General features: G+C 73.9%; 25 protein-coding genes. 9 read left to right on the forward strand and 16 right to left on the reverse strand.

All coding sequences use genetic code 11. The features are described from left to right. Window positions 1-63: 63 nt before the first annotated feature. Window positions 64-1,347 carry a thymidine phosphorylase gene (locus ABZ340_RS29380; RefSeq protein WP_358784871.1) on the forward strand — a complete coding sequence of 428 codons (1,284 nt, stop codon included), beginning with the start codon at window positions 64-66 and terminating at the stop codon, window positions 1,345-1,347. 95 nt (window positions 1,348-1,442) lie between these two features. Next, on the forward strand, window positions 1,443-2,027 hold the full coding sequence (locus ABZ340_RS29385) for a Uma2 family endonuclease (protein WP_358784872.1): 585 nt from the start codon (window positions 1,443-1,445) through the stop codon (window positions 2,025-2,027). A 7-nt stretch (window positions 2,028-2,034) separates the two neighbouring features. Here the strand turns inward: ABZ340_RS29385 and ABZ340_RS29390 are convergent, their stop codons facing one another. Continuing rightward, window positions 2,035-2,958 carry an AEC family transporter gene (locus tag ABZ340_RS29390; protein ID WP_358784873.1) on the reverse strand — a complete coding sequence of 308 codons (924 nt, stop codon included), beginning with the start codon at window positions 2,956-2,958 and terminating at the stop codon, window positions 2,035-2,037. Between the two features lie 144 nt (window positions 2,959-3,102). Here ABZ340_RS29390 and ABZ340_RS29395 point away from each other — a divergent pair, with 144 nt between their 5' ends. Then, the gene (locus ABZ340_RS29395) at window positions 3,103-3,489 is read left to right on the forward strand and encodes an STAS domain-containing protein (protein ID WP_358784874.1); all 387 of its coding nucleotides are present in this window, start codon (window positions 3,103-3,105) and stop codon (window positions 3,487-3,489) included. Here the strand turns inward: ABZ340_RS29395 and ABZ340_RS29400 are convergent. After that, window positions 3,373-4,389, reverse strand: a complete 1,017-nt coding sequence (locus ABZ340_RS29400) for a sigma-70 family RNA polymerase sigma factor (RefSeq protein WP_358784875.1) — start codon at window positions 4,387-4,389, stop codon at window positions 3,373-3,375. The two genes, ABZ340_RS29395 and ABZ340_RS29400, sit on opposite strands and share 117 nt — an antisense overlap. 134 nt (window positions 4,390-4,523) lie before the next feature. Then, window positions 4,524-5,840, reverse strand: coding sequence for an MFS transporter (locus ABZ340_RS29405; RefSeq protein WP_358784876.1), 1,317 nt, complete (start codon window positions 5,838-5,840; stop codon window positions 4,524-4,526). A gap of 63 nt (window positions 5,841-5,903) precedes the next feature. Between ABZ340_RS29405 and ABZ340_RS29410 the strand changes: the two genes are divergently transcribed. Continuing rightward, window positions 5,904-6,857: a LysR substrate-binding domain-containing protein gene (locus ABZ340_RS29410; RefSeq protein ID WP_358784877.1), complete on the forward strand. Its 954-nt coding sequence runs from the start codon at window positions 5,904-5,906 to the stop codon at window positions 6,855-6,857. 142 nt (window positions 6,858-6,999) lie between these two features. Here ABZ340_RS29410 and ABZ340_RS29415 read toward each other — a convergent pair whose 3' ends face one another. Further along, on the reverse strand, window positions 7,000-7,761 hold the full coding sequence (locus ABZ340_RS29415; RefSeq protein WP_358784878.1) for an alpha/beta hydrolase: 762 nt from the start codon (window positions 7,759-7,761) through the stop codon (window positions 7,000-7,002). Window positions 7,762-7,919: 158 nt separating this feature from the next. Here ABZ340_RS29415 and ABZ340_RS29420 point away from each other — a divergent pair, with 158 nt between their 5' ends. Together ABZ340_RS29420 and ABZ340_RS29425 are read left to right on the forward strand one after the other, a co-directional pair. Beyond that, complete coding sequence (locus ABZ340_RS29420; protein WP_358784879.1) at window positions 7,920-9,050, forward strand: adenosine deaminase; 1,131 nt, start codon at window positions 7,920-7,922, stop codon at window positions 9,048-9,050. 178 nt (window positions 9,051-9,228) lie between these two features. Then, window positions 9,229-9,564 (forward strand): ATP-binding protein, encoded by a 336-nt coding sequence (locus ABZ340_RS29425; RefSeq protein WP_358784880.1) that lies wholly within the window; start codon window positions 9,229-9,231, stop codon window positions 9,562-9,564. An 82-nt stretch (window positions 9,565-9,646) separates the two neighbouring features. Here ABZ340_RS29425 and ABZ340_RS29430 read toward each other — a convergent pair whose 3' ends face one another. The 5 genes from ABZ340_RS29430 to afsQ1 form a co-directional block, all read right to left on the reverse strand. Beyond that, window positions 9,647-9,850: a PspC domain-containing protein gene (locus ABZ340_RS29430; RefSeq protein ID WP_358784881.1), complete on the reverse strand. Its 204-nt coding sequence runs from the start codon at window positions 9,848-9,850 to the stop codon at window positions 9,647-9,649. A 142-nt stretch (window positions 9,851-9,992) separates the two neighbouring features. Beyond that, a complete protein-coding gene (locus ABZ340_RS29435; protein ID WP_358784882.1) occupies window positions 9,993-10,544 on the reverse strand; it encodes a VanZ family protein in 552 nt (183 codons plus the stop codon). 279 nt (window positions 10,545-10,823) lie between these two features. After that, entirely contained in the window at window positions 10,824-11,435 is a 612-nt protein-coding gene (locus ABZ340_RS29440) for a hypothetical protein (protein WP_358784883.1), read from the reverse strand. Then, window positions 11,435-13,123 (reverse strand): HAMP domain-containing sensor histidine kinase, encoded by a 1,689-nt coding sequence (locus tag ABZ340_RS29445; protein ID WP_358784884.1) that lies wholly within the window; start codon window positions 13,121-13,123, stop codon window positions 11,435-11,437. The genes ABZ340_RS29440 and ABZ340_RS29445 overlap by 1 nt, the downstream gene beginning before the upstream one ends. Beyond that, window positions 13,120-13,797 (reverse strand): two-component system response regulator AfsQ1, encoded by a 678-nt coding sequence (gene afsQ1, locus ABZ340_RS29450; protein ID WP_033272295.1) that lies wholly within the window; start codon window positions 13,795-13,797, stop codon window positions 13,120-13,122. Before afsQ1 ends, ABZ340_RS29445 begins: the two co-directional genes overlap by 4 nt. A gap of 287 nt (window positions 13,798-14,084) precedes the next feature. Here afsQ1 and ABZ340_RS29455 point away from each other — a divergent pair, with 287 nt between their 5' ends. After that, window positions 14,085-14,897, forward strand: a complete 813-nt coding sequence (locus ABZ340_RS29455; protein ID WP_358784885.1) for a SigE family RNA polymerase sigma factor — start codon at window positions 14,085-14,087, stop codon at window positions 14,895-14,897. A gap of 252 nt (window positions 14,898-15,149) precedes the next feature. On the opposite strand, the gene ABZ340_RS29460 is transcribed toward ABZ340_RS29455, so the two are convergent. Beyond that, complete coding sequence (locus tag ABZ340_RS29460) at window positions 15,150-15,851, reverse strand: uridine kinase (RefSeq protein ID WP_358784886.1); 702 nt, start codon at window positions 15,849-15,851, stop codon at window positions 15,150-15,152. Between the two features lie 108 nt (window positions 15,852-15,959). On the opposite strand from ABZ340_RS29460, the gene ABZ340_RS29465 reads away from it, so the two are divergent. Beyond that, window positions 15,960-16,397, forward strand: coding sequence for a hypothetical protein (locus tag ABZ340_RS29465; RefSeq protein ID WP_358784887.1), 438 nt, complete (start codon window positions 15,960-15,962; stop codon window positions 16,395-16,397). 196 nt (window positions 16,398-16,593) lie between these two features. On the opposite strand, the gene ABZ340_RS29470 is transcribed toward ABZ340_RS29465, so the two are convergent. Genes ABZ340_RS29470 through deoC form a run of 3 tightly spaced genes read right to left on the reverse strand, consistent with a single transcriptional unit; the run spans window position 16,594 to window position 19,903 of the window. Beyond that, complete coding sequence (locus ABZ340_RS29470) at window positions 16,594-17,490, reverse strand: aldehyde dehydrogenase family protein (protein WP_358784888.1); 897 nt, start codon at window positions 17,488-17,490, stop codon at window positions 16,594-16,596. After that, window positions 17,483-18,928 carry an aldehyde dehydrogenase family protein gene (locus ABZ340_RS29475; protein ID WP_358784889.1) on the reverse strand — a complete coding sequence of 482 codons (1,446 nt, stop codon included), beginning with the start codon at window positions 18,926-18,928 and terminating at the stop codon, window positions 17,483-17,485. The genes ABZ340_RS29470 and ABZ340_RS29475 overlap by 8 nt, the downstream gene beginning before the upstream one ends. 12 nt (window positions 18,929-18,940) lie before the next feature. Further along, window positions 18,941-19,903, reverse strand: coding sequence for a deoxyribose-phosphate aldolase (deoC, locus tag ABZ340_RS29480; RefSeq protein WP_358784890.1), 963 nt, complete (start codon window positions 19,901-19,903; stop codon window positions 18,941-18,943). Between the two features lie 186 nt (window positions 19,904-20,089). On the opposite strand from deoC, the gene ABZ340_RS29485 reads away from it, so the two are divergent. Beyond that, the gene (locus tag ABZ340_RS29485; protein ID WP_358784891.1) at window positions 20,090-20,827 is read left to right on the forward strand and encodes a PH domain-containing protein; all 738 of its coding nucleotides are present in this window, start codon (window positions 20,090-20,092) and stop codon (window positions 20,825-20,827) included. 54 nt (window positions 20,828-20,881) lie between these two features. On the opposite strand, the gene ABZ340_RS29490 is transcribed toward ABZ340_RS29485, so the two are convergent. The 3 genes from ABZ340_RS29490 to ABZ340_RS29500 all read right to left on the reverse strand — a co-directional run bounded on the left by ABZ340_RS29490 (window position 20,882) and on the right by ABZ340_RS29500 (window position 25,145). Next, window positions 20,882-22,099 carry a glycosyltransferase family 39 protein gene (locus tag ABZ340_RS29490; RefSeq protein WP_358784892.1) on the reverse strand — a complete coding sequence of 406 codons (1,218 nt, stop codon included), beginning with the start codon at window positions 22,097-22,099 and terminating at the stop codon, window positions 20,882-20,884. Between the two features lie 167 nt (window positions 22,100-22,266). After that, complete coding sequence (locus tag ABZ340_RS29495) at window positions 22,267-23,913, reverse strand: phospho-sugar mutase (protein WP_358784893.1); 1,647 nt, start codon at window positions 23,911-23,913, stop codon at window positions 22,267-22,269. Window positions 23,914-24,320: 407 nt separating this feature from the next. Next, window positions 24,321-25,145, reverse strand: coding sequence for a purine-nucleoside phosphorylase (locus tag ABZ340_RS29500; protein WP_358784894.1), 825 nt, complete (start codon window positions 25,143-25,145; stop codon window positions 24,321-24,323). Window positions 25,146-25,195 lie beyond the last annotated feature (50 nt).

The following is a 25,195-nucleotide window of genomic DNA, read 5'->3' on the forward strand; positions in this document are numbered from 1 at the left end:
TCGGAGGGGCCGCGCGTTTCCCCTCCCGCTCCCCCCTTCGCACTCCCGGAAGGAACGTCAGCCATGGCCATGGACGCCATCTCCGTCATCCGCACCAAGCGGGACCGCGGCGAGCTCAGCGACGCGCAGATCGACTGGGTCGTCGACGCGTACACCCGCGGGGAGGTCGCCGACGAGCAGATGTCCGCCCTCGCGATGGCCATCCTCCTCAACGGCATGAACCGCCGCGAGATCGCCCGCTGGACCGCGGCGATGATCGCCTCCGGCGAGCGCATGGACTTCTCCTCCCTGTCCCGCCCGACCGCCGACAAGCACTCCACGGGCGGCGTCGGCGACAAGATCACCCTCCCACTGGCCCCGCTCGTCGCGGCCTGCGGCGCCGCCGTCCCGCAGCTGTCGGGCCGGGGCCTGGGCCACACCGGCGGCACCCTGGACAAGCTGGAGTCGGTCCCCGGCTGGCGGGCCCTGCTCTCCAACGAGGAGATGCTGTCCGTCCTGGACGGCGTCGGCGCGGTGATCTGCGCGGCGGGCGACGGCCTCGCCCCCGCCGACAAGAAGCTCTACGCCCTGCGCGACGTCACCGGCACGGTCGAGGCGATCCCGCTGATCGCCTCCTCGATCATGTCCAAGAAGATCGCCGAGGGCACCGGCTCGCTGGTGCTCGACGTGAAGGTGGGCAGCGGCGCCTTCATGAAGACGATCGAGGACGCCCGGGAGCTCGCCTCCACGATGGTCGGCCTCGGCACCGACCACGGCGTGCGGACGGTCGCCCTCCTCACCGACATGTCCACCCCGCTGGGCCTGACGGCGGGCAACGCCCTGGAGGTCCGCGAGTCGGTCGAGGTCCTGGCCGGCGGCGGCCCGGCGGACGTCGTCGAACTGACCCTCGCCCTGGCCCGCGAGATGCTCGACGCGGCCGGCATCAAGGACGCCGACCCGGCGAAGGCCCTCGCCGACGGCTCCGCCATGGACGTCTGGCGCCGCATGATCGCGGCCCAGGGCGGCGACCCGGACGCCCCCCTGCCCACGTCGAGGGAGCAGCACGTCGTCAAGGCCACCGCCTCCGGCGTCCTCACCCGCCTGGACGCCTACGACATCGGCGTCGCCGCCTGGCGCCTGGGCGCGGGCCGCGCCCGCAAGGAGGACCCGGTGCAGGCCGCCGCGGGTGTGGAGCTGCACGCCAAGCCCGGCGACCGGGTGACGGAGGGCCAGCCCCTGCTCACCCTCCACACGGACACCCCGGAGCGCTTCGCCTACGCCCTGGCGGCGGTGGAGGGCGCGTACGACATCGCCCCCGCCGGCACGCCCTTCACCGCCTCGCCGGTGGTGCTGGAACGTATCGCCTGACCTGCGCTTTCCCTCTTCGGGTGAACGGGACCGGTGGACCTGCGCCGGTCCCGTTCGGCATGCTGGGATCGGTGACGCACCGATAGGAGATCGCCATGAGCGCACTCACCGTCAGCCACGACCCCGAGCAGGGCTGGGACGACCTGGTCCGGTTCTGGGAGGAGATGGAATGGCCTGAGGGCAGCAAGGTGGAGATCATCGAGGGGATCATCACCGTGTCACCTGCTCCCGCGTCCCGCCACAACGTGATCGCGGCCCGCATCCAGCGTCGCCTGTACTCCGTGATCCCCGAGCACTTGGAGATCTTCCAGACCCAGGCCATCGCCGTGCCCACGCGGCTGGGCATGCTCGTCCCGGACCTGCTGGTCGCGCCTGTGGAGGAATGCGCGGAGGCGGATTCCCACATCCCCGCCGCCCTCGCCGAACTCGTGGTCGAGATCACCTCCAAGTCGAACGCCCGCCACGACCGCGTCAGCAAGCCCGCCGCCTACGCGACGGCCGGCATCCCGCTCTACCTCCTGGTCGACCGCTGGGCTCCCGGAGGTCCGACCGTGACCCTCTACGGGGAACCGAAGGGCGATGTGTACCGGGTGCTGAGCGCGGCCAAGTTCGGTGACCCGGTCAAGCTTCCGGAACCGTTCGGCCTCACCCTCGACACCGGCGAGTTCCCCGTCGACTGACCCGCCGTCACCCCAGCATCGCCGCCACCCCCACCAGCACCGGCACCGCCACCACCGTCGACACCAGCACCGCGTCCCGGGCGAGCCGCTCGCCCACCCGGTACGCCGACGCGTACGTGAACATGTTCTGCGCGGTCGGCAGCGCCGACGTCACCACCACGTCCAGCAGCTGCGCGCCCCGCAGCCCGAACACCCCCGCCGCCAGCGCCCAGGCCACCGCTGGCTGCCCCACCGACTTCAGTACGACCGCGAGCAGCACCGGCTCCCGGTCCGCGCCCCGCAGGGGCATCGCGCTGCCGCACAGGGAGATCCCGAAGGCCAGCAGGACCGCCGGGACGGACATGTCGCCGATCAGTTCCAGCGGGTCCATCACCGGGCTCGGTACGCGCAGCCCGCTCGCCGCGACCGCCACCCCGGCCAGCGCCCCGGCCGCTATCGGGTTGCGCACAGGGGTGAGCAGCCGCCGCCACAGCGGGCCCCCCTTCCCGCCCCCGCCCGCCAGGTCCAGCACCGTCAGCGCGACCGGCGCGAGGGCGACGAGCTGGAACAGCAGCACCGGCGCCACCAGCGAGGCGTCCCCCAGGACGTACACGGCGATCGGGATGCCGAGGTTGCCCGCGTTGACGTAACCGGAGCACAGCGCGCCGATCGTGGTCCGGCCCACGCCCCAGCGGCGTACGGCGCCGACGGCGATGAACACCCCCATCACCGCGGCCGTGCTCAGCGCCGTCACCAGCAGCCGGGCGGAGAACACCACCGACAGGTCCGCCCGCGCCAGCGTGGTGAACAGCAGCGCCGGAGAGGCCACGTGGAAGGCGAGCCGGGTCAGCACCTCGCTCCCCTGCTCGCCGAGACGGCCGCCCCGGCCCAGGACATAGCCGACGCCGATGACGACGGCGATGACCGCGAACCCCGTCAGCACCCCCTGCACGGCGCCTCCCCGGCTCGGAGGGGGGTGTCGGGCAGCGTGGCCGGAGCGGGTATGTGGTGCATGCAGGCAATTCTCCGGGTGCGCCGCCTCGCAGGTCGATGCGGTCTTCACCGGGGCACCGCCCGCGGGGCCCGTCCCACACCGATGAGTTCCGCGACCGCCCCGGGTCTACCGCACGTGGATGCCGTGACACCCGCCGTACTCGTGCTGCCGGGCCCCGCCTCCCCGCGGGAGCTGCCCCGGCTCTGTGACGAGGTGCGCACGCTGCTTCGGACCACCGGAGCCGGCGTCGTCGTCTGTGACGTCGGCGGGCTGGGCCCGCTGGGGCTGGCCGCCGTCGACCTGCTGGCCCGCCTGGAGCTCACCGCCAGGCGGGCCGGAGGCCGGATACGGCTGCGCGACGCCGACCCGGCCCTACGCGCCCTGCTCGACCTGGTCGGTCTCCGCTTCGAGTCGGAGGGGCAGCTCGAACAGCGGGAACCACCGCGGGGTGTCGAGGAAGCAGTGGAAACCGGTGATCCGGCCGTCTGAGATCTCCAGCACCTGGATCGCCCACGGCGTGAAGCCGCCCGCCTCCGGGTCCGGCTTGTAGTGCGCGAACGCCGGCAGCCCGTTGGCCCGCACCGGCACCAGCCGCGAGCCCGCGCAGGAGGCGCCGATGGTCGTCATGAAGCCGGTGATGTCCGCCGGGCCGGCCAGCCACAGGTCGAACGGCGGCATCGTCATGACGGCGTCCTCGTGCAGCAGGGCCGTCAGGGCCGCCATGTCGTACCCCTCGAACGCGGCGACGTAGCGCTCCAGGAGCTTCTGCTGCTCCTCGTCCAGCGGGTCGGACACCGCCGCGCCGTCCCCCTTGTCCCCCCGCTCGGCCAGCGTCGCCCGCGCCCGCTGCAGGGCGCTGTTGACGGAGGCGACCGAGGTGCCCAGCAGCTCGGCGACCTCGCTCGCCTTCCAGGCCAGCACCTCGCGCAGGATCAGCACCGCCCGCTGCTTGGGCGGCAGCTGCTGGAGCGCGGCCATGAAGGCGAGCCGCACCGACTCCTTGGCGACCGCCGCCTCCGCCGGGTCCTCCACCGTCGGCAGCACGCGGGCGTCCGGCACCGGCTCCAGCCACGTGTGGTCCGGGCGGGGCGACAGGGCGGCCTGGGCCAGCGGCGTCGACTCCGTCAGGTCCATGGGCCGGGCGCGCTTGTTGCCCGCGGTCAGCATGTCCAGGCAGACGTTGGTCGCGATGCGGTAGAGCCAGGAGCGCAGGCTGGAGCGGCCCTCGAACGTGGCGTAGCCGCGCCAGGCGCGGACCAGGGTGTCCTGCACCGCGTCCTCCGCCTCGAAGGAGGAGCCGAGCATCCGGTAGCAGTAGCCGGTCAGCTCGACCCGGTGCTTCTCCAGCGCGGAGTCCAGCTCCGCGGTCGTCACCGTGCCGTTGGTCATCGTCCACCCACCCCTGCGGGGCCGTCCCGTCGGTGCGCGTCTTCGCGCCTCGCACTCCGGAAGCTACCGCAGGGGACCGACAATGGCCTGCGGACTGGGAAAAGAGCAGTTCACAGGGGTGGATGGACCGGCTGTCAGGCCGTCACCGCGTACCGTTCCCGCCGCGCCGCCCGCGATCCGAGCAGCGTGATCGCCACGACGCCCAGCACCGCCAGCAGCCCGACGCCGACCGTTCCGGCCCAGCCCTGGGCGTGGAAGGCCACCGCGCCGACCGTGCTGCCCGCGCTGGAGCCGACGTAGTACGCGGACTGGTACAGCGCCGACGCCTGGGCGCGGCCGTGCGTGGCCGTCTTGCCGACCGCCGACGAGGCCACCGCGTGCCCCGCGAAGAAGCCCGCCGTGATCAGCACCAGGCCCAGCAGGACCAGCGGCAGGGACGGCGCCAGGGACAGCAGCAGCCCGGCCGCCGTCGTGCCGCCCGCCAGGTACAGCGCCCCGCGCCGGCCCAGGCGGCCCACCAGCCGTCCGGCCGTCGACGCCGACACCGTGCCGACCAGGTAGACGAGGAAGACCGAGCCGACGATGCCCTGCGGCAGGGAGAACGGCGCGCCGGACAGGCGGTAGCCGATCACCGTGTAGACGCCGCCGAACACCGTCATGAACAGGGCGCCGATCGCGTACAGGCGGCGCAGCAGCGGGTCGGCGAGGTGGCCGCGGACCGTGCGGGCGAGCACCCGCGGGCGCAGCGAGCCCGGACGGAAGTGCCGCGGCCGGGGCAGCAGCAGCCGGAAGGCCACCGCGCACGCCACCGCCAGCGCGCCGACCACGCCGACGGCGATCCGCCAGCCCCACTCCTGCGCGACCCAGCCGGTGACGATGCGCCCGCTCATCCCGCCGACGCTGTTGCCCGCCACGAACAGGCCGATCGCGGTGACCAGCGCCTTCGGCGTGACCTCCTCCGCGAGGTACGCCGTCGCCGACGCGGGCAGTCCGGCCAGGGCCGCGCCCTGCACCGCGCGCAGCGCCACCAGCGCCGGCAGCGAGGGCGCGAAGGGGACCAGCAGCCCGACGGTCACCGCGACGGCCAGCGACGCCGTCATGACCGTACGCCGCCCGAACCGCTCCGACAGCGCGCTCATGGGCAGGACGAACACCGCCAGACCGCCGGTCGCGGCGGCCACCGTCCAGCTCGCGTCGCTCGCGCTCACCCCGAAGTCGCCGGAGATCAGCGGCAGCAGCGCCTGGGTGGAGTACAGCAGGGCGAAGGTGGCGACGCCCGCGAGGAAGAGGGCGAGGCTCATCCGGCGGTAGCCGGGCCCGCCGGGCGTCATACGGGAGCCGGCGCCGGAGCCGGATCCGGAGACGGCGCCGGAGGAGGGAGCGGGGAGTGCGGATGCTGCGGAGGCGGCGCCCACGGTGGTGGACGACGCCCCGGTACTGGCGGGAGTCATGCTGCGACCGTACGGAGGCGCCCGCTGATCCGTCCAATGCATGGAATCGCCATAATCGTTCCCATGGTGCATCAGCAGAGGTCACGGGCTCGCCTGTCACCGTCCGGTGACACAGAAGACATCGTCGCGCTGCTCGCGCCACGGCTCGCCCACTTCGCCGGCGTCGCCCGCACCGAGCACGTCACGCGCGCCGCGCAGGAGATGAACGTCCCCCAGTCGACCCTCTCGCGCGCCCTGGTCCGCCTCGAACAGGACCTGGGCGTCGACCTGTTCGCCCGCCACGGCCGCACGGTCTCCCTCACCCCCGCCGGGCGCACCTTCCTCGCCTCCGTGGAACGCGCCCTCGCCGAGATCGAGCGGGCCGCCGAGGAGGTCCGCGCGGACGCCGACCCGGCCACCGGCAAGGTCGCCTTCGGCTTCCTGCACACCATGGGCGCCGAGACCGTGCCCGGGCTGCTGCACGCCTTCCGCGCCGACCACCCGCGCGTCCGCTTCAGCCTCGTGCAGAACTACGGCGAGGCGATGCTGGAGCGGCTGCGCGCCGGGGAGCTGGACCTGTGCCTGACCTCCCCGGTCCCCGACGCGCCGGACCTGGTCGCCCGCCGCCTCGACGAGCAGAAGCTGCGCCTGGTGGTCCCCGCCGACCACCGCCTGGCCGCCCGCCGCCGCGTCCGCCTGGCCGAGGCCGCCGACGAGATGTTCGTGACGCTGGAGCCCGGCTACGGGCTGCGCCGCATCACCGACGCCCTGTGCCAGGAGGCCGGTTTCCGGCCGCGGGTGGCCTTCGAGGGGGAGGAGGCCGAGACGCTGCGGGGCCTGGTCGCGGCCGGTCTGGGCGTCGCCCTGCTGCCGCCGCCCGCCGTGCCCCGCCCGGGCGTGGCGGAGCTGACGGTCACGGCCCCGCGCGCGGTGCGCGAGATCGGCGTGGCCTGGCTGGCGGGCCGCCCGGACACGCCCCCGGTGGCGGCGTTCAAGAAGTTCCTGCTGTCCCGGCGGGGCAGACTGCTTCCCGACTGAGGGGCCGGGGCAGGGGCCGTGGCAAGGGCCGTGACCGAAGGCCGTGACCGAAGGCCGTGACCGAAGGCCGTGACCGAAGGCCGTGACCGAAGGCCGTGACCGAAGGCCGTGACCGAAGGCCGTGACCGAGGGGCCGTGGCGCCTACCGCCGCAACGACGTGCCGAACCCCGCCGCCAGCGGCATCCGCAGCCCCAGCGGCGGCGGAGCTACCAGCGCGTCCTGCACCGGCCGGGAGAACGCCTGCCCGAACAGCACCCCCATCACGAAGTCCTCGGTCAGCGCCATGACTTCGTCACGGTAGTGGTGCAACCCGTGCCCGTCGGAGTGCACTTCGAACCGGCACACGTCCCGGTTCGCCTTCTTCGCCCGGGCCGCCAGCCGGAACGACAGTTCGGGATCGGTCCGCGCGTCGTTCGTGCCGTGCACGATCAGGACGTGCCGCCCGGCGAGCTGTTTCACCGGTTCGGGCGACGCGGCCACGTCGTCCTCCGGCAGCCACGGGGCGAGGGCGACCACGGCGCCGACGGCGTCGTGCCCGCCCGCGCGCAGCGCGGCCCGGCCGCCCATGCCGACGCCGGCCAGGCAGACGGGCACGTCCCCGTAGCGCCGTACGACCTCGTCGGCGGCCCAGGAGGCGTCCCGCGCGAGGTGCGCCTCGCTGCCGTTCCAGCCGCGGTAGCGGTAGTGCACGACGTGGACGGCCAGGCCCTCCGCCCGCCCCGCGCGGGCCAGCCGGCGGCCCAGCGCGCGCACCGACGCGGTCGCCACCAGGGGAGAGGGCCTGCGGCCGGACACCTCGTCGCCGCCGGGGAGCAGCAGGACCACTCCGCTCACCGTGGCCGGCTCCGGTCCGAGCACCCGTCCCAGCCGTGCCCTGCGCGCCGGCGTCGCTTGCTGTGCCATGACAGAACAGTCTCAGAAGAGCGGGTGTACGCCACCCGTCCGTGCGGTCACCGTTACGTATCGGCGCATTCGTACACCGCCGCACCACGATTCGTACACCGACGCACTGCACCGAACAACCCCGCGCCCTCTACGCGCGTAGGAGTTACAGTGCGGAAATGACGAGCCAGAGCACCGCCCCGAGCACGGGGAAGAGCCCGACGCCGGACCAGATCCGCCGGGCGCCCAAGGTTCTGCTGCACGACCACCTCGACGGCGGGCTGCGCCCCGCCACGATCGTCGAACTCGCCCACGCCACCGGCTACTCCGGGCTCCCGGAGACCGACCCGGACAAGCTCGCCCGGTGGTTCCGGGAAGCCGCCGACTCCGGGTCCCTGGAGCGGTACCTGGAGACCTTCACCCACACCGTCGGCGTCATGCAGACCCGCGAGGCGCTCGTGCGGGTTGCCGCCGAGTGCGCCGAGGACCTCGCCGCGGACGGCGTCGTCTACGCCGAGGTCCGCTACGCCCCCGAACAGCACCTGGAGGGCGGGCTCACCCTGGAAGAGGTCGTCGAGGCCGTCGACGAGGGCTTCCGGGAGGGCGAGCGGCGGGCCAGGGCGGCCGGCCGCCGCATCCGCGTCGGCGCGCTGCTGACCGCCATGCGGCACGCCGCCCGCTCCCTGGAGATCGCCGAACTCGCCAACCGCTACCGGGACGTGGGCGTCGTCGGCTTCGACATCGCCGGCGCCGAGGCCGGGCACCCGCCCACCCGGCACCTCGACGCCTTCGAGTACCTGAAGCGGGAGAACAACCACTTCACCATCCACGCCGGGGAGGCGTTCGGGCTGCCGTCCATCTGGCAGGCGCTGCAGTGGTGCGGCGCCGACCGGCTCGGGCACGGGGTGCGCATCATCGACGACATCCAGGTGCACGAGGACGGCTCGGTGAAGCTCGGGCGGCTCGCCTCCTACGTCCGGGACAAGCGGATCCCGCTGGAGCTGTGCCCCAGCTCCAACCTCCAGACCGGGGCCGCCGCCTCGTACGCCGAGCACCCCATCGGCCTGCTGCGGCGCCTGCAGTTCCGCGCGACCGTCAACACGGACAACCGGCTGATGTCCCACACCAGTATGAGCCGGGAATTCGAGCACCTTGTCGACGCATTCGGTTACACGCTCGACGACATGCAGTGGTTCTCCGTCAATGCGATGAAATCAGCGTTCATTCCTTTCGATGAACGACTGGCTATGATCAATGACGTCATCAAGCCCGGATACGCCGAACTGAAATCCGAGTGGCTGTTCCAGTAGAACGCCGCTACCAGCGCTTTTGTGGCTGACGTGGTGAGGGGTTGCTCCTCGGGGTCCCGTGAATGCGGGCGGGTTTTCACAATCCGTCCGCATTTCGAGGTTTGCGGTGGGCGGCGCCTCGTGTTTACGGTCGTGGACCGCTCATCCCCGTCATCCATTTTTTCGAGGACGCATTTACATGAAGCAGTCTGCTGCCAAGACCCTCGGTGTCGCCGCCCTCGGTGTCGCCTTCGCCGCCGCCGGTGCGGGCGCGGCCAACGCCGTCCCGGGTGCGCCGGACCCCGGCCAGGCGCTGGACCCCATCACCCGGACGCTCCCGGCGGACAGCCTCACCCGGACGCTGCCGGGCGCGGGCGAGGCGCTGGCGCAGGGTGAGGCCGCGGCCGAGGGCGGCCTGACCGCCGCCCAGCCGACGGCCCAGCAGCTCCCCCGCAGCCCGCTCGACCCGGTCGCCGGCCTCCTCGGCGGCCTGCCGGCGAACGGCCTGTCGCTGAACGGCCTCACGGGCGCCTGAGCCTCACCCGCCCCCACGCGCCGACGGGGCGCATCCGGTCCCTCCGGATGCGCCCCGTCGGCATGTGCGGGGGCCGCGTCGCTCACCAGGCCGTCCGGGCCGCCTTCTCCTCCGAGGGGAGCAGGATCCACAGCGCGATGTAGAGCAGGAACTGGGGTCCGGGCAGCAGGCAGGAGAGCAGGAAGATCACGCGCATCGTCGTCGCGGAGGTGCCGAAGCGACGTGCCAGCGCGGCACACACTCCGCCGATCATGCGGCCGTTGGTGGGTCGGGCGAGGCGGGACATCGCGGCTCCTTCGGGTCTGCCGGTCGTTCGCCGGCGCGTCGGGACGGTCGCCTTCGGCGGCGCCCGGGCGCCGACCGGAGTGGGAGGGTCGGCTGTTCTTCTGCCTTCCACACTACGGAGACGAACAGGTTCAAACGTCGCTCTACGGGGCGATCCCGACCCTGGGAATCGTCGGGGTGCGACCCTGAGACGGCTCCCCCTGGGGAACGTCCGCACCGGACCGGCGCCCGGACCTGCGACGGAGCCAGGCCCGGCCGGCGGGGACGACGGCCAGGTGCGCGAGGGCCACGCCCGCGGTGTTCAGCAGCAGGGAGTCGACGTCCGCGACCCGGCCGGGCACCCCGGTCTGCAGCAGTTCGATGCCCAGCGACAGCAGCGCGCCCGCGGCGACGGTACGGAGCAGGGAGGCCAGCGGCGAGACCCACAGCCGTCCGTCCGCCATCGGCAGCAGCACGCCCAGCGGCGCCAGCAGGGCGAGCCCCTCGCCGATGCACCGGGCCGCCTGGGGCCAGCCCAGCGCCAGATCGGCCCGGATACCGGCGAGCGGGCGCAGATTGGCGGGCATCACCCACGGGACGTCCAGCGGCCGTAGCGTGCACCAGGCGACGAGCGCGAGGTGTGCGACGAGGAGGGCACCCCCCGTCACACGGATGCGGATCGCGGCGCTGCCGCCGATGGAGCCTTGACGCTGCACGCCCCCCTAGACGCGGCCCCCGGCGGGATCGGTTCCGCGATGCCGTCGCCCACTCGGGTGAGGCATGCGCCACACGCGTGTGCCGCAGGGGTGGGGCACAGGGGTGCGTCATACGCGTGTGCCGCAGGGGTGCGGCACAGGGGTGCGTCATACGCGTGTGCCGCAGGGGTGCGGCACAGGGGTGCGTCATACGCGTGTGCCGCAGGGGTGCGGCACAGGGGTGCGCCGCAACGCATGCGCCGCCCCGTCGCCGTCACCGGTACGTCCGGGACCCGCCCGTCATTCCCCGGTGACCGCGCTCGACGGCGGCCCGCTCCCGCCGGGCCGGGCGCGGACCTCGTCCGTGCAGGCGTAACGGCGCGGCGGCTGCTCGCCCGGGCCGCCCAGGATCACCGAGCCGTCGCCCTCGGCCGCGGCCGAGTCGGAGAACGTGCACACGATCTGGGCGAGCGCGTACGAGGTGAGGCTCGCGGGGGAGACGCCGAGCCGCAGCGTGTCCTCCGGGTCGCCGGGACGCGGGCCGGTCACGACCGTCCCGCCGCGCACGTCCGTGCTGTAACCGGCCTCCTTCTCCGCGGCCGACGGCGGCTCGGCCAGCTCGTCCAGCAGCCCCTGCGCCACCAGCAGCCGCCGCTGCGAGTCCGCCGCGCCGTCCGGGACCCGCACCGCGCGGTCCACCGCCACCAGCGACGAGCCGCACAGCAGGAACACCTGTACCGGCATCCCGGGCGCCGACCGCGCCGGCCCGTCCGTCTCGGGCAGCGAGCAGCGCACCCGTGAGGGCGCCGGGCCGAAGTCCGTCGGCACCTCCGTGGGCCGGATACCGCACCCGGCGAGCAGGACGGCCAGCACGGGAAGCACGGGAAGCCCCAGCAGGCGGCGTACGGTCATCAGGCCTGCCCCTTCGTGTCCTCGCCCTTGCTCCCGGCACCTCCGCCGCCCGCGCCGTCCTTCCCGCCCGCGCGGTCCTCGGCGTCCCGCTCGGCCAGCGCCGAGGCGTCCCGCGGCAGCCGCAGCGTGAACACCGCACCGCCCTCGGGGGAGTTCTCGGCGGTGATGTCACCGCCGTGGATGTGCGCGTTCTCCAGAGCGATGGACAGGCCGAGCCCGCTGCCCTCGGAACGCGGCCGGGAGGCGCTCGCCTTGTAGAACCGGTCGAAGACGTGCGGCAGGACGTCCTCGGGGATGCCGGGTCCGTGGTCCCGCACCCGGATCACGACCTCCGCCCCGTCCGTGCCCCCGGCGCCCTCGGCGCCCCCGGCACCCTCCGTCCCGTCCGCGCCCGGCGCCCCCGTCCCTTCGGACTCCGTCACCGACACCCGCACCGGCGAGCCGCCGTGCTTGAGGGCGTTGCCGATCAGGTTGGCGAGGATCACGTCCAGGCGGCGCGGGTCGAGCCGGGCGTGGATGCCGCGCTCGGCGTCCAGTTCGACGGCGTCCAGCCAGGCGCGGGCGTCGATGCACGCGGTGATCTGGTCGGCGACGTCGACGTCGTCCAGGACCAGCCGGGCGGTGCCCGCGTCGAAGCGGGTGACCTCCATCAGGTTCTCGACCAGGTCGTTCAGCCGCCGCGTCTCGCTCACCACCAGCCGCACGGCGGGCTCGATCATCGGGTCGATGCCGCCGCCCTCGAACTCCAGCTCCTCCTCCAGTACCTCCGTCACGGCGGTGATCGCCGTCAGCGGCGTCCGCAGCTCGTGGCTCATGTCCGCCACGAACCGCCGCGAGGCCGCCTCGCGCGCGGCCATGTCCGCCACCCGCTTCTCCAGCGCCTCCGCGGCACTGTTGAACGTACGCGACAGATCGGCCAGTTCGTCGGTGCCGGACACCCTCAGCCGGGTGTCCAGCCTGCCCTCCCCGAGCCGGCGCGCGGCCGCCCCGAGCCGCTGCACGGGCTTGAGGACGGTCGAGGCGGCGGCCTGCGCCAGCAGCGCGGAACCGATCAGCGCGAGCGCCGTGGCGATCCCCAGCGACCAGGCCAGCGAGTTCAGGTCCTTCGCCTCCGGCTCCAGCGACTCGCGCAGGTAGCCGGTCGGGCCGCCCCCGATCACCTTCGTCCCGGCCACCAGGTACGGGGTGTCGCCGTCGACGATCCGCTGCCAGTACAGGTGGTAGGCGTGCTCGTTGGTCGCGGTGGTCTTCTGCCGCTTGTCCACCGCCTCGCGCAGCGACGCGGGCACGTCCTCCAGCGTGAAGCCGCCCAGGCCGCCGGAACTGCCGTACACCGTCCTGCCGCCGGGGTCCCGGGCGACGAGCAGCACACTGAAGTGCCGGCCGCCGGCGGCCATCTGACCGGCCGTGCGCTGCAACTCGTCCTGCGTGGGGTGCGTGGGCAGCGCGCCGGCCCGGTTCTGCATCTCCTGCTCGAAGTCCCGCAGCACGGCGTCCTGGGCGCGGGTGAGCACCGCCTCCCGGTTCAGCCAGTACGCGATGCCGGACGCGGACACGGCCGCGGTGAGCGCGACCAGCCCGAAGACGACGACCAGCCGCAGCCGCAGGCTGGTGAAGCGCAGCCGCGACCAGACTCCCTTGCGCGCCGCGGCCCAGCCGCGGCCACCCCCCTGGTGTTCCCGTGTCACTGAGGCGGATCCAGCCGGTAGCCGACACCCCGCACGGTACGGATCAGCGTCGGGGACGACGGCACGTCCTCGACCTTGGCGCGCAGCCGCTGCACACAGGCGTCCACGAGCCGCGAGTCACCGAGGTAGTCGTGCTCCCACACCAGCCGCAGCAACTGCTGCCGCGACAGCGCCTGTCCCGGCCGCCGGCTCAGCTCCAGCAGCAGCCGCAGCTCGGTCGGGGTGAGCTGGAGGTCCTCGCCGTTCTTGGTGACGGTCATCGCGGAACGGTCGATGACCAGGCTGCCGAAGGTCGCCGAGTCGCTGGACTCCCGCTCCCCGCGCCGCAGCACGGCCCGGATCCGGGCGTCGAGCACCCTGCCCTGCACCGGCTTGACGACATAGTCGTCGGCGCCCGACTCCAGGCCGACGACCACGTCGATGTCGTCGCTCCGGGCGGTCAGCAGGATGATCGGCAGCTGGTCCGTGCGCCGGATGCGCCGGCACACCTCGAACCCGTCGATGCCGGGCAGCATCACGTCCAGCACGATCAGATCCGGCCGCTGCTCGCGCAGCAGCTTCAGACCGTCCTCACCGCTGGCAGCGGTGGCCACCCGGTGTCCCTGGCGCGTCAGGGAGAGCTCCAGGGCCGTACGGATGGCGTCGTCGTCCTCGATCAGCAACAGGGAAGGCACGGGCTCATTCTGGCCCATGGAGGCCGCGCCGTTCGACCTGCGGGCCCGGAAGCGCCCGGCCGCCCCGGCCCGGTCCACCGCCGGGCGCCCCGGCGATCCGGTGGAGGAAGCGTGCTCCCCGCGTGACGGACCGCTGTGACAGGTCTGTGACAGTCGACGGACACGGCCATGAAGTCGGCACGGCAGGCTCTTGGGACATAGGCAGCCCCGCCCGGGCCGGACCGTCCGGGAGGCCGCCTGGCACCACAGCACGCAGAACACCGGAAGTCCACGACGGGGGGCGCGAGATGAACACGCTGCACGGCACCGGCACCAGCGGCGCAGTGGTCACGCGTCTGCACGACATGCACGTGCACCGCGGCGGGGAGAGGCCCGGTGCCGGCGGGGGCACCTCCCTGCCGGAGCGCAACCGGGATCTCGGGGGAGGCCGGGGGCGCGCTCGCGGCGCCGGGCGTCAGCACATCGCGTACATGGCGGTGGTCGACGCGCACACGGGGGAGACGCAGGGGGGAGCACCGGGGGGAACCGCGTACGGGGAGGCTTCGGGGGAGCGCCGCTCCCCGGCGGAGGCCAAGGACGCCGAAGCGGCGTTCACCGCCTACGTCCGGGAGCGCCGCGCCTCCCTGTACGCGACCGCCTACCACCTCACCGGCGACCGCTTCGAGGCCGAGGACCTGCTGCAGAGCGCGCTGTTCTCGACGTACAAGGCGTGGGACCGGATCAGCGACAAGGCGGCCGTCGGCGGATACCTCCGCCGCACCATGACCAACCTGCACATCAGCGCCTGGCGGCGCCGCAAGCTCAACGAGTACCCGACCGAGGAACTGCCGGAGACGCCCGGCGACACGGACGCGATGCGCGGCACCGAGCTGCGCGCGGTCCTGTGGCAGGCGCTGGCCCGGCTGCCCGAACTCCAGCGCACCATGCTGGTCCTGCGCTACTACGAGGGCCGTACGGACCCGGAGATCGCGGACCTCCTCGGCATCAGCGTCGGCACGGTGAAGTCCAGCATCTGGCGCTCGCTGCGCCGGCTGCGCGACGACGAGGTCCTCAGCTTCGGCCGGGACCGGCAGGACGCCTTCGGCGAGCTCGTCGCCTGAGGGGGCGGCCGGCCCGGAACGTCGCGAAGAAAGTCCCGGCCCGGGGGTGTCACGGCGGCGGTCGCCGTCTCTTGCTCACGGGGAAGTACCACGGGGGAACGGGGAAGCGGGGGGAAGCGGGGGGAAGCACGGGGGAACGGGGGAGCAGGAGCGGGACTGGAGGGCCGGGGGAGCCGTCCAGTCCCGTTCTTGTCGCGTCCCGCCGCGTCCTGACGTTCTCGTCGTGTCCCGTGCCGTCCGGGCGCCGTCCGGTTACGCCGCCGTACCCACCGCCGGGCGGCGGCCCGCCGCGGCGGCCAGGCGGTCCATCGCCTCGTCCCGGTCGCAGGCGTGCGCGCCCAGCGCCGTCTGGCGGGCGATGATCGACCGCTCCTGCCGCATCAGCCGCCAGCCGCGGCGCACCAGGAACGGCACCGACTTGCGGCCCTCCTTCAGGTCCCGAAGGAAGCGGCGGCGGAAGGTCGTCACCGGGCCGCGGCTCAGGCACAGCGCGTCGGCCAGCACGCCCAGGTCACGGCAGCGGGCCACGATGTCCGCGGCGAAGATCCCCTCCGCGATGAACAGCGGGACCCGCCCGATGTCGACCGTCTCCTCGCCCGTGCGGGCGCTGAGGGCGATGTCGTAGACAGGGACGTTCGTACGGCCCGTGCGGCACAGGTCCGTGATCGCGGCGACGGCCGCGTCCGCGTCCCACGAGCGGGGGTGGTCCCAGTCGATGTCGGAGCTCCCGGCCACCAGCGGCAGCGTGGGGTCGGTGCCCTCCTTGTAGAAGTCGTCGAGCCGCAGGACCGGGAGGCCCGAGCGGGCGGCGAGGAGGGACTTGCCGGAGCCGGAAGGGCCGCAGAGCAGCACGACTCGCGTGGGTACGGGCGGATGGGAGCTCACGGGACACCAGTGTGCGGCATCGAACGGCCGTCGTCCGACCCGGCGGAGCGGCTTTGAAGCGCGCGTCACCTCTCCACTACCCTGTGCGTTCTTCCGATTACCTTCCGCAGCGCCCGCGTGGTGTGCCGGTACGCCGCCGTACCCGCGGGTGCCTCGCAGCAAGAGGTGGCAGCAGTCATGGCCCGACACGCGATCCCCCGCGCCTCCGCCCCCCGCACCCCCGTCACCCGGCGCGCCCTGGCCGTCCTCGCGGCGGCGGGCGCCGCGCTGGGAGCCGGTGCGGCGACGGCCTCGGCCGCCTCCGCGGGCCCCGCGGACCCCGCGGCTCCCGGCGGCGTGGCGCACACGCGTCCCGCCGCCGCGGACGCGGCCGGTCCGCAGACCGGACTGGGAGCCGCGGCCGGCACCGTCCGCCATGTCGTGGGACCGGTGGCGGGGCTGCGGCCCAACCCGCTGGCGGGCACGGGCGTCGACCCCCTCGACAACGGCGTCGGTACGCAGGTGGCCGACTTCGAGCCGCTGGACTCGCGGGCGGTGACGGCCCCGGTGGCGCAGGCGCCGTCGGTCGGCGGCGTGCCGGGGGTGGGGCGGGCGGCGGGGCTGCTGGGCGGCTGACCGCCTCCGGAGACGGGACGGCGTCAGGAGCCGCGCCCGGCCCGGACGGGGGCGGGCGCGGCTCCTGAGGTGCCGGACCGGCGACGGTGCCGGCCGGTGCGGCGGCGTGCCGACCGCCGGCGCGACGGGCCGTCAGAGCGACGGGTCGTCGGCGCGTCGGGCCGACGCCGTGACGGGCCGACGCCGTGACGGGTCGTCAGTACGACGAACCGGACGCGCCCAGCGAGCCCGTCGGGTGCCAGACCGTCTTCGTCTCCAGGAAGGCCGTCATGCGCTCGATGCCCGGAGCCGCCGACCAGCCGGCCGCGTCCGCGGGCTGTGGACGCAGGACGCGCTTGAGGTTGTCCGCCGCCGCGATCTCCAGTTCCTTGGCCAGCTCCGCGTCGGCCCCCGCGAGGTCGATCGCGTTGACGTCCTGGTGGGCGGCGAGCGGGGCGGCGATCTCCGCCGTACGGCCGGAGAGGATGTTGACCACGCCGCCGGGCAGGTCGGAGGTGGCCAGGACCTCGGCGAGGGACAGGGCCGGGAGCGGGGACCTCTCGCTCGCGACCACGACGGCCGTGTTGCCCGTCGCGATCACCGGGGCGACGACCGAGACCAGGCCCAGGAAGGACGACTCCTGCGGGGCCAGGACCGCCACCACGCCCGTCGGCTCGGGAGAGGACAGGTTGAAGAACGGGCCCGCGACCGGGTTGCCGCCGCCGACCACCTGGGCGATCTTGTCGGTCCAGCCCGCGTACCAGACCCAGCGGTCGATCGTGGCGTCCACCTGCTCGGCGGCCTTGGACTTCGACAGGCCCTCGGCGTCCGCCACCTCGCGGACGAACTGGTCGCGGCGGCCCTCCAGCATCTCCGCGACGCGGTAGAGGATCTGGCCGCGGTTGTACGCCGTCGCGCCCGACCAGCCGCCGAACGCCTTGCGGGCCGCGACCACCGCGTCCCGGGCGTCCTTGCGGGAGGAGAGGGGCGCGTTGGCCAGCCACTTGCCCTTCGAGTCGGTCACCTCGTACACCCGGCCGCTCTCCGAACGCGGGAACTTCCCGCCGACGTACAGCTTGTAGGTCTTGAGGACACTCAGTCGCGCGTCAGACATCGAGGTACGCCTCCAGGCCGTGGCGGCCGCCCTCGCGGCCGAAGCCCGACTCCTTGTAACCGCCGAACGGCGAGGTCGGGTCGAACTTGTTGAACGTGTTGGACCAGACGACACCCGCGCGGAGCTTGTTCGCGACCGCCAGGATGCGCGAGCCCTTCTCCGTCCAGATGCCCGCCGACAGGCCGTACGGGGTGTTGTTGGCCTTGGCGACGGCCTCGTCCGGGGTGCGGAAGGTGAGGACCGACAGGACCGGGCCGAAGATCTCGTCGCGGGCGATGGTGTGCGCCTGGGTGACGTTCGTGAAGAGCGTCGGGGCGAACCAGTAGCCGGTCGAGGGGAGCTCGCAGGCCGGGGACCAGCGCTCGGCGCCCTCGGCCTCGCCCTGGTCGGCGAGGGCGGTGATGCGGGCGAGCTGCTCGGCGGAGTTGATCGCGCCGATGTCCGTGTTCTTGTCCAGCGGGTCGCCCAGGCGCAGGGTGGAGAGCCTGCGCTTGAGGGCGTCCAGCAGCTCGTCGTGGACCGACTCCTGGACCAGGAGGCGGGAGCCCGCGCAGCAGACCTGGCCCTGGTTGAAGAAGATGCCGTTGACGATGCCCTCGACGGCCTGGTCGATCGGGGCGTCGTCGAAGACGATGTTGGCGCCCTTGCCGCCCAGTTCGAGGGTGAGCTTCTTGTCCGTCCCGGCGACCGTGCGGGCGATCTCCTTGCCGACGGCCGTGGAGCCGGTGAAGGCGACCTTGTTCACGTCGGGGTGGGCGACCAGGGCGGCGCCCGTGCGGCCGTCACCCGTGACGATGTTGACGACGCCCTTGGGCAGGCCCGCCTGGCGGCAGATGTCCGCGAAGAACAGCGCGGAGAGCGGGGTCGTCTCGGCGGGCTTCAGCACCACCGTGTTGCCGGTCGCCAGCGCCGGGGCGATCTTCCACGCCAGCATGAGGAGGGGGAAGTTCCAGGGGATGACCTGGCCCGCGACGCCGAGGGGGCGCGGGTGCGCGCCGAAGCCGGCGTGCTCCAGCTTGTCGGCCCAGCCCGCGTAGTAGAAGAAGTGCGCGGCGACCAGGGGCAGGTCGGCGTCGCGCGTCTCCTTGATCGGCTTGCCGTTGTCCAGGGTTTCGAGGACGGCGAGCTCGCGGGAGCGCTCCTGGATGATGCGGGCGATGCGGAAGAGGTACTTCGCGCGCTCGGAGCCGGGGAGCGCCGACCACTTCTCGAACGCCTTGCGGGCGGCCCGGACCGCGCGGTCGACGTCCGCCTCACCGGCCTCGGCGACCTCGGAGAGGACCTCCTCGGTGGCGGGGGAGACGGTCTTGAAGACCTTGCCGTCGGCCGCCTCGGCGAACTCGCCGTCGATGAACAGGCCGTAGGACGGGGCGATGTCGACGACCGCGCGGGACTCGGGCGCCGGCGCGTACGCGAATGCGGGCGTCTGCTTTTCCATGGTCATGGTGTCTCAGTCCACCGTCACGTAGTCGGGGCCGGAGTAGCGGCCGGTGGCCAGCTTCTGGCGCTGCATCAGCAGGTCGTTCAGGAGAGAGGAGGCGCCGAAGCGGAACCAGTGGTTGTCCAGCCAGTCCTCGCCGGCGGTCTCGTTGACCAGGACGAGGAACTTGATCGCGTCCTTCGCGGTGCGGATGCCGCCGGCCGGCTTCACGCCGACCTGGACGCCGGTCTGCGCGCGGAAGTCGCGCACCGCCTCCAGCATGAGCAGGGTGTTGGCCGGGGTCGCGTTGACCGCGACCTTGCCGGTGGAGGTCTTGATGAAGTCGGCGCCCGCGAGCATGCCGAGCCAGCTGGCGCGGCGGATGTTGTCGTACGTCGACAGCTCGCCGGTCTCGAAGATGACCTTCAGGCGGGCGGACGTCCCGCAGGCCTCCTTCACGGCGGCGATCTCGTCGTACACCTTCCGGTAGTTCCCCGCGAGGAACGCGCCGCGGTCGATGACCATGTCGATCTCGTCGGCGCCCGCCGCCACGGCCTCCCGCACGTCGGCCAGCTTGACGGCGAGGGGGGCGCGGCCCGCCGGGAACGCGGTGGCGACCGAGGCGACCTTCACGCCGGAACCGGCGACGGCCTCCTTGGCGGTGGCCACCATGTCCGGGTAGACGCAGACCGCGGCCGTGGACGGGGCCGTGCGGTCGGTCGGGTCGGGGCGGACCGCCTTCGCGCCGAGCGCCCGGACCTTGCCCGGGGTGTCCGCGCCTTCCAGCGTCGTCAGGTCGACCATCGAGATCGCGAGGTCGAGGGCGTACGCCTTCGCCGTGGTCTTGATGGAGCGGGTGCCGAGGGCGGCGGCCCGCGCCTCCAGGCCGACCGCGTCGACGCCGGGCAGCCCGTGGAGGAAGCGGCGCAGCGTGCTGTCGGACGCGGTGACGTCCGAGAGTGCGTGATCTGCGGTGGGTGCATTGGTGGACATGGTCACCAGCCGAGCATATCTACGCGCGTAGCGGCTGTACAGCCCCCGGGACGGTACGGGGCGCCCGCGGCAGGTGCGGGAGGGTGGCGCGGGAGGGCGGTGAGGGAGGCGGTGCGGGAGGGTGGCGCGGGGGGAACGGCCATCGCGGTGGCCGGGCCCGCGGGGCCGTCGGGCACAATCGGCAGCATGACGACCCCGGACCACCAGTCACCCGCGCCGCAGCCCCCGGACCCCGCGCCCCGGGACCGGGTCTACCGCTCGCCCGGGGGCATCGCCGGCGGCGTCCTGCTGCTCGCCCTCGTCGCCTGGCTCGGCATCGACGCCGTCGTCTCGGGCGAGGGGCGCACCCCGTGGATGGCGCTGGCCGCGCTGCTCCTCCTCGTGCCGCTGGTGGCCGCCTTCACCGTGCGGCCCGCCGTCTTCGCGGGCGAGGACCGGCTGCGCGTCCGCAACCCCTTCCGCGTCGTCGTGCTGCCCTGGGGACAGGTCGCCGCGCTGCGGTCCGGCTACACCAACGAGGTCGTGGCCGCCTCCGGCGCCAAGTACCAGCTGTGGGCGGTCCCCGTCTCGCTGCGCGCCCGCAAGAAGGCCGCGCGGCGGGAGGCGCGGCGGACCGCCGCGGGCGACGGCCACGGGGGCGGGCGTGGCGGCCGGGGAGGCCGGGGCGGGGTGTCCGGGCTGTTCGGCGGGGCGCTGCAGGGCCTGTTCGGGAGTGCGGGTGCGGGTACGGGCGCGGCGGCCGTGCCGGACGGGCCGGTGCGCGCGGAGACCGACAGGATCATGGACGACCTGCGCGCCCTGCACGAGGCCCGGGAGAAGGAGGCGGCCGCGCAGGGCGAGGTGACCGTCCGCTGGGCCTACGAGGTCGTGGGGCCGGCGGTGGCCGGGGCGGTGCTGCTGGCGGTGCTGCTGGCGGTGGGCTGAGGCGCCGGTGCTGGGCGGGGCAGGATGGTGTGGGGGCGGTCGCGGTGGCGGTGCCTACGGGGCGCTCGGCCAGACCAGGAGCATGTACGCGCCGCAGTACGCCGAGCCCAGGACCGCGGCCGTCAGCGTGAGCGCGCGGTGGCGGCGTGAGGCGCGGGACAGGTGCAGGGCGAGCGGCAGCAGCAGCGGGAACGCCGGGACGAGGAAGCGGGCCCGCGGGAAGTAGACACCGCCGCTGGCCAGGACGATCACCAGCAGGACGCCCGTGAGGACCAGCAGCGGCAGCGGCTGGCGGTCCCACACCGACAGGCCGAACAGCACCACCGCCCCGGCCAGCGTCAGCGTCACCACCACCAGGAACAGGTGCGGTGTCGCGTCGTACACCAGCAGCTGCCGCATCCGGCGCAGCGTGTACACGCCGCCGTCCACCTCGTTGTGCCACAGCCGCTGTACGGCGAAGTAGCCGTCCCAGCGGCCCAGGCGCAGGCCCACCCAGCCGACGTACGCGCACCATCCCAGGGGCGCGAGGGCCGCGGCGATCAGGGCGCGCGCCCGCAGCGGGCGCCGGCGCAGGGACCACAGGGCCGCCACGACGACCGCCGCCGCCACCGCGACGCCGGTCGGCCGGGTCAGGCCCGCCAGCGCGGCGAAACCGCCCGCCCACAGCCAGCGGCCCGTGAGCACCGCGTACAGCGACCACGCCGTCAGCGCCGTGAACAGCGACTCCGTGTAGCCCATCCACTGCACCACACCCACCGGGAAAGCGGCCCACAGCGTGGTCAGCAGGACGCCGGTCCGGCGGCCGTACAGGCGGTCGCCCACCGCGAAGATCCCCCAGGCGGCGAGGAGCGAGGCGGCGACGGCGAGGCCCAGGCCGGTGGAGGCGCGGGAGCCGGGGGTGAGGACTGCGACGGCCTTCGTCAGGACCGGGTAGAGCGGGAAGAAGGCCAGGTTGTTCGCGTTGTAGGCGGTGCCGAGCTCGCGCGTGTAGCCGTTCTCGGCGATGTCCAGGTACCAGTCGGCGTCCCACTGCGCCGCCAGGACCACCCACACCCCCTGGCGCCGGCGCTGGGCCCAGAGGGTGAGCACCAGCAGGCCCGTGACGCGGACGGCGACGTACGCCGCGAGGGCCGGGGCCGCCCGGTGCAGGGCGTGCAGGACACGCAGCGCGCGGGCGCGCGGCGCGCTCGGGAGGACGGCCGCGGGGATGTGGGGGCGCCGGGTGCCCGGGATGCGTCCGCTCGATCTGGTTTCGGGGGCGGTCGAGGACACGGCGATGGCTCCCTGGGTGGCTCGGTGGTGCGGTTCCGGTCCACCGTTGCCCGCAGGGAGGCGTCGGCCGCGGAGCGTGGGTCAACCGACGGGGGGAAATCACTCGATGGGGTGCCTCCGGGTGGGGGCACCCCATCGGGACGAGCCGAAGGGCCGGTGCGGGCGGGTCAGATGCCCGCCGCCGACGCCAGGTCGCGCTTGAGGGACGCCAGCAGGTCCGCCGCCTTCGCGCGGGCCGCGGGAAGGGCGTCGCGCGCCGTGACCGGGACCACGACCTCCAGGTAGCACTTGAGCTTCGGCTCCGTGCCGCTGGGGCGGACGATCACGCGGGCGCCGTCCAGGGTGTACCGCAGGCCGTCGGTGGGCGGGAGGGTGTCCGTGCCGCGGGTGAGGTCCTCGGCCTTCGTGACCGGCAGGCCCGCGAGGCGGGTGGGGGGCTGCTCGCGCAGGCGGCGCATGGCGTTCCCGATGACGGAGAGGTCCTCGACGCGGACCGAGAGCTGGTCGGTGGCGTGCAGGCCGTGCTCGACGGCGAGGTCGTCGAGCAGGTCGAGGAGGGTACGGCCCCGCTCCTTGAGGACGGAGGCCAGTTCCGTGATCAGGAGGGCCGCCGTGATGCCGTCCTTGTCGCGTACGCCGTCGGGGTCGACGCAGTAGCCGAGGGCCTCCTCGTAGCCGTAGCGCAGGCCGTCGGCGCGGGCGATCCATTTGAAGCCGGTGAGGGTCTCGGCGTGGGGGAGCCCCGCCTTCCCGGCGATGCGGCCGAGGAGGGAGGAGGAGACGATCGACTCGGCGAAGGTGCCGGTCGCTCCGCGGGCCACCAGGTGGGCGGCGAGGAGCGCGCCGACCTCGTCGCCGCGGAGCATGCGCCAGTCGGCGCCGTCGCGGACGGCCACCGCGCAGCGGTCGGCGTCCGGGTCGTTGGCGATGACCAGGTCGGGGCCGGTCTCGCGGGCCTTGGCGAAGGCCAGGTCCATCGCGCCGGGCTCTTCCGGGTTGGGGAAGGCGACGGTGGGGAAGTCCGGGTCGGGCTCGGCCTGCTCGGCGACGAGGACGGGCTCCGGGAAGCCGGCGCGGGCGAAGGCGGCGAGGAGGACGTCCCTGCCGACGCCGTGCATCGCCGTGTAGACCGTGCGCGCGGTGCGGGGGGAGCCCTCGGAGAGGACCGCGTCCGTGCGGGCGAGGTAGGCGTCGAGGACGCCGTCGTCGAGGGTGTCCCAGCCGGTGGCGGGGCGGGGGACGTCGTGCAGGGAGCGTACGGCGTCGATCTCGGCGGCGATGTCCGCGTCCGCGGGCGGGACGATCTGGGAGCCGTCGCCGAGGTAGACCTTGTAGCCGTTGTCGCGGGGCGGGTTGTGGCTGGCGGTGACCTCCACGCCGGCGACGGCGCCGAGGTGGCGGATGGCGAAGGCCAGGACGGGGGTGGGCAGGGGGCGGGGGAGGACGGCCGCGCGCAGGCCGGCGCCGGTCATCACGGCGGCGGTGTCGCGGGCGAAGTCGGCGGACTTGTGGCGGGCGTCGTAGCCGATGACGACGAGGCCGGCCGTGCCGTCCCCGTGGGGGGTCCCTTGCTTCCTGAGGTACGCGGCGAGACCGGCGGCGGCGCGGATGACGACGGCGCGGTTCATGCGCATCGGGCCGGCGCCGAGTTCGCCGCGGAGGCCGGCGGTGCCGAACTGGAGGGTGCCGCCGAAGCGTGCGGCGAGCTCGGTGTGGTCCTCGGCGTCGAGGAGGCGGGCGAGTTCCTCACGGGTGTCCGCGTCGGGGTCCTCGGCCAGCCACGCCTTGGCCCGGGCGATGAGTTCGTCGTGCACGTCGGGTCAACCTCTCGTTCGTGGTTCGGTGCCTGTGCCTGCGGCGGCCTGTGCGGGGTGCCTGCGGCGCATGTGCGGGTTCGGTGGGGGTGCGCGTAGCGCCCACGGTTCGGGGGTGGGTCGGGCCGTGCCGGGGGGTGTCCGTCCTCGGAACGGCGCGGAATCGGTCAGTCGAAGAGGTGCCCGTGTTGACGCGCCAACCGCTGCGGGCGGACACCCCCCGACACGTCCCTTCCCGCCGCGGGCGACTGCGGCTCCGTGCCGCCCAGCCGCGGGCAGTCGTGCCTCCCCCAGTGCCTGAACGGCCTGGGAGGTACCCCCAGGGCGGCACGGGTGGGCGCGGGCGGCACCCCGATAGCGCCGGGCCGCGCGACGCCCCGGCGGTCACCCCGGTCGGCGGTGCCGGCCTACAGCCGTCCCAGCACCTGCGCCAGCAGGGAGCCCATCCGCGTCGCGGAGTCGCGGCCGGCCTGGAGGACCTCCTCGTGGTTGAGGGGCTCGCCCGTCATGCCGGCGGCGAGGTTGGTCACCAGGGAGATGCCGAGCACCTCGGCGCCCGCCTCGCGCGCGGCGATGGCTTCGAGGACCGTCGACATGCCCACCAGGTCGGCGCCGATGACGCGGGCCATGCGGATCTCGGCCGGGGTCTCGTAGTGCGGGCCGGGGAACTGGGCGTAGACGCCCTCCTCCAGGGTGGGGTCGACCTCCTTGCACAGGGCGCGCAGCCGCGGGGAGTAGAGGTCGGTGAGGTCGACGAAGTTGGCGCCGACGATGGGGGAGGTGGCCGTCAGGTTGATGTGGTCGCTGATCAGGACCGGCTGGCCGGGGCGCATGCCCTCGCGCAGGCCGCCGCAGCCGTTGGTGAGGACGACCGTCTTGCAGCCGGCCGCCACGGCGGTGCGGACGCCGTGCGCGACGGCGGCGACGCCGCGGCCCTCGTAGTAGTGGGTGCGGCCCAGGAAGACCAGGGCGCGCTTCTCGCCGATCGTGTACGAGCGGATCTTGCCCCCGTGGCCCGCCACCGCCGGCGGCGGGAAACCGGGCAGGTCGGTGACCAGGAGCTCGGCGTCGGGCGCGCCGAGGGCGTCGACGGCCGGGGCCCAGCCGGAGCCCATCACGAGGGCGACGTCGTGGGTGTCGGCGCCCGTGAGTTCGCGCAGGCGGGCCGCGGCGGCGTCGGCGGCGGCGTACGGGTCGCCCTGGATGTCGTCCGGAAGAAGAGATGCGTTCACGCCGACGAGGGTAGCCGGAATTCGCCTACGCGCGTAGATGACGGAGGTCA

The organism is Streptomyces sp. NPDC006134, assembly GCF_040628835.1.
Classification (GTDB): Bacteria; Actinomycetota; Actinomycetes; order Streptomycetales; family Streptomycetaceae; genus Streptomyces.

Excerpts from the sequence above, each read along its gene's own strand:
- ABZ340_RS29380 (WP_358784871.1), top strand. The coding sequence starts at position 64 with ATGGCCATGGACGCCATCTCCGTCATCCGCACCAAGCGGGACCGCGGC.
- ABZ340_RS29385 (WP_358784872.1), top strand. The coding sequence starts at position 1,443 with ATGAGCGCACTCACCGTCAGCCACGACCCCGAGCAGGGCTGGGACGAC.
- ABZ340_RS29395 (WP_358784874.1), top strand. The coding sequence starts at position 3,103 with ATGAGTTCCGCGACCGCCCCGGGTCTACCGCACGTGGATGCCGTGACA.
- ABZ340_RS29400 (WP_358784875.1), bottom strand. The coding sequence starts at position 4,389 with ATGACCAACGGCACGGTGACGACCGCGGAGCTGGACTCCGCGCTGGAG.
- ABZ340_RS29405 (WP_358784876.1), bottom strand. The coding sequence starts at position 5,840 with ATGACTCCCGCCAGTACCGGGGCGTCGTCCACCACCGTGGGCGCCGCC.
- ABZ340_RS29410 (WP_358784877.1), top strand. The coding sequence starts at position 5,904 with ATGGTGCATCAGCAGAGGTCACGGGCTCGCCTGTCACCGTCCGGTGAC.
- ABZ340_RS29415 (WP_358784878.1), bottom strand. The coding sequence starts at position 7,761 with ATGGCACAGCAAGCGACGCCGGCGCGCAGGGCACGGCTGGGACGGGTG.
- ABZ340_RS29420 (WP_358784879.1), top strand. The coding sequence starts at position 7,920 with ATGACGAGCCAGAGCACCGCCCCGAGCACGGGGAAGAGCCCGACGCCG.
- ABZ340_RS29425 (WP_358784880.1), top strand. The coding sequence starts at position 9,229 with ATGAAGCAGTCTGCTGCCAAGACCCTCGGTGTCGCCGCCCTCGGTGTC.
- ABZ340_RS29430 (WP_358784881.1), bottom strand. The coding sequence starts at position 9,850 with ATGTCCCGCCTCGCCCGACCCACCAACGGCCGCATGATCGGCGGAGTG.
- ABZ340_RS29440 (WP_358784883.1), bottom strand. The coding sequence starts at position 11,435 with ATGACCGTACGCCGCCTGCTGGGGCTTCCCGTGCTTCCCGTGCTGGCC.
- ABZ340_RS29455 (WP_358784885.1), top strand. The coding sequence starts at position 14,085 with ATGAACACGCTGCACGGCACCGGCACCAGCGGCGCAGTGGTCACGCGT.
- ABZ340_RS29465 (WP_358784887.1), top strand. The coding sequence starts at position 15,960 with ATGGCCCGACACGCGATCCCCCGCGCCTCCGCCCCCCGCACCCCCGTC.
- ABZ340_RS29470 (WP_358784888.1), bottom strand. The coding sequence starts at position 17,490 with ATGTCTGACGCGCGACTGAGTGTCCTCAAGACCTACAAGCTGTACGTC.
- ABZ340_RS29475 (WP_358784889.1), bottom strand. The coding sequence starts at position 18,928 with ATGGAAAAGCAGACGCCCGCATTCGCGTACGCGCCGGCGCCCGAGTCC.
- deoC (WP_358784890.1), bottom strand. The coding sequence starts at position 19,903 with ATGTCCACCAATGCACCCACCGCAGATCACGCACTCTCGGACGTCACC.
- ABZ340_RS29485 (WP_358784891.1), top strand. The coding sequence starts at position 20,090 with ATGACGACCCCGGACCACCAGTCACCCGCGCCGCAGCCCCCGGACCCC.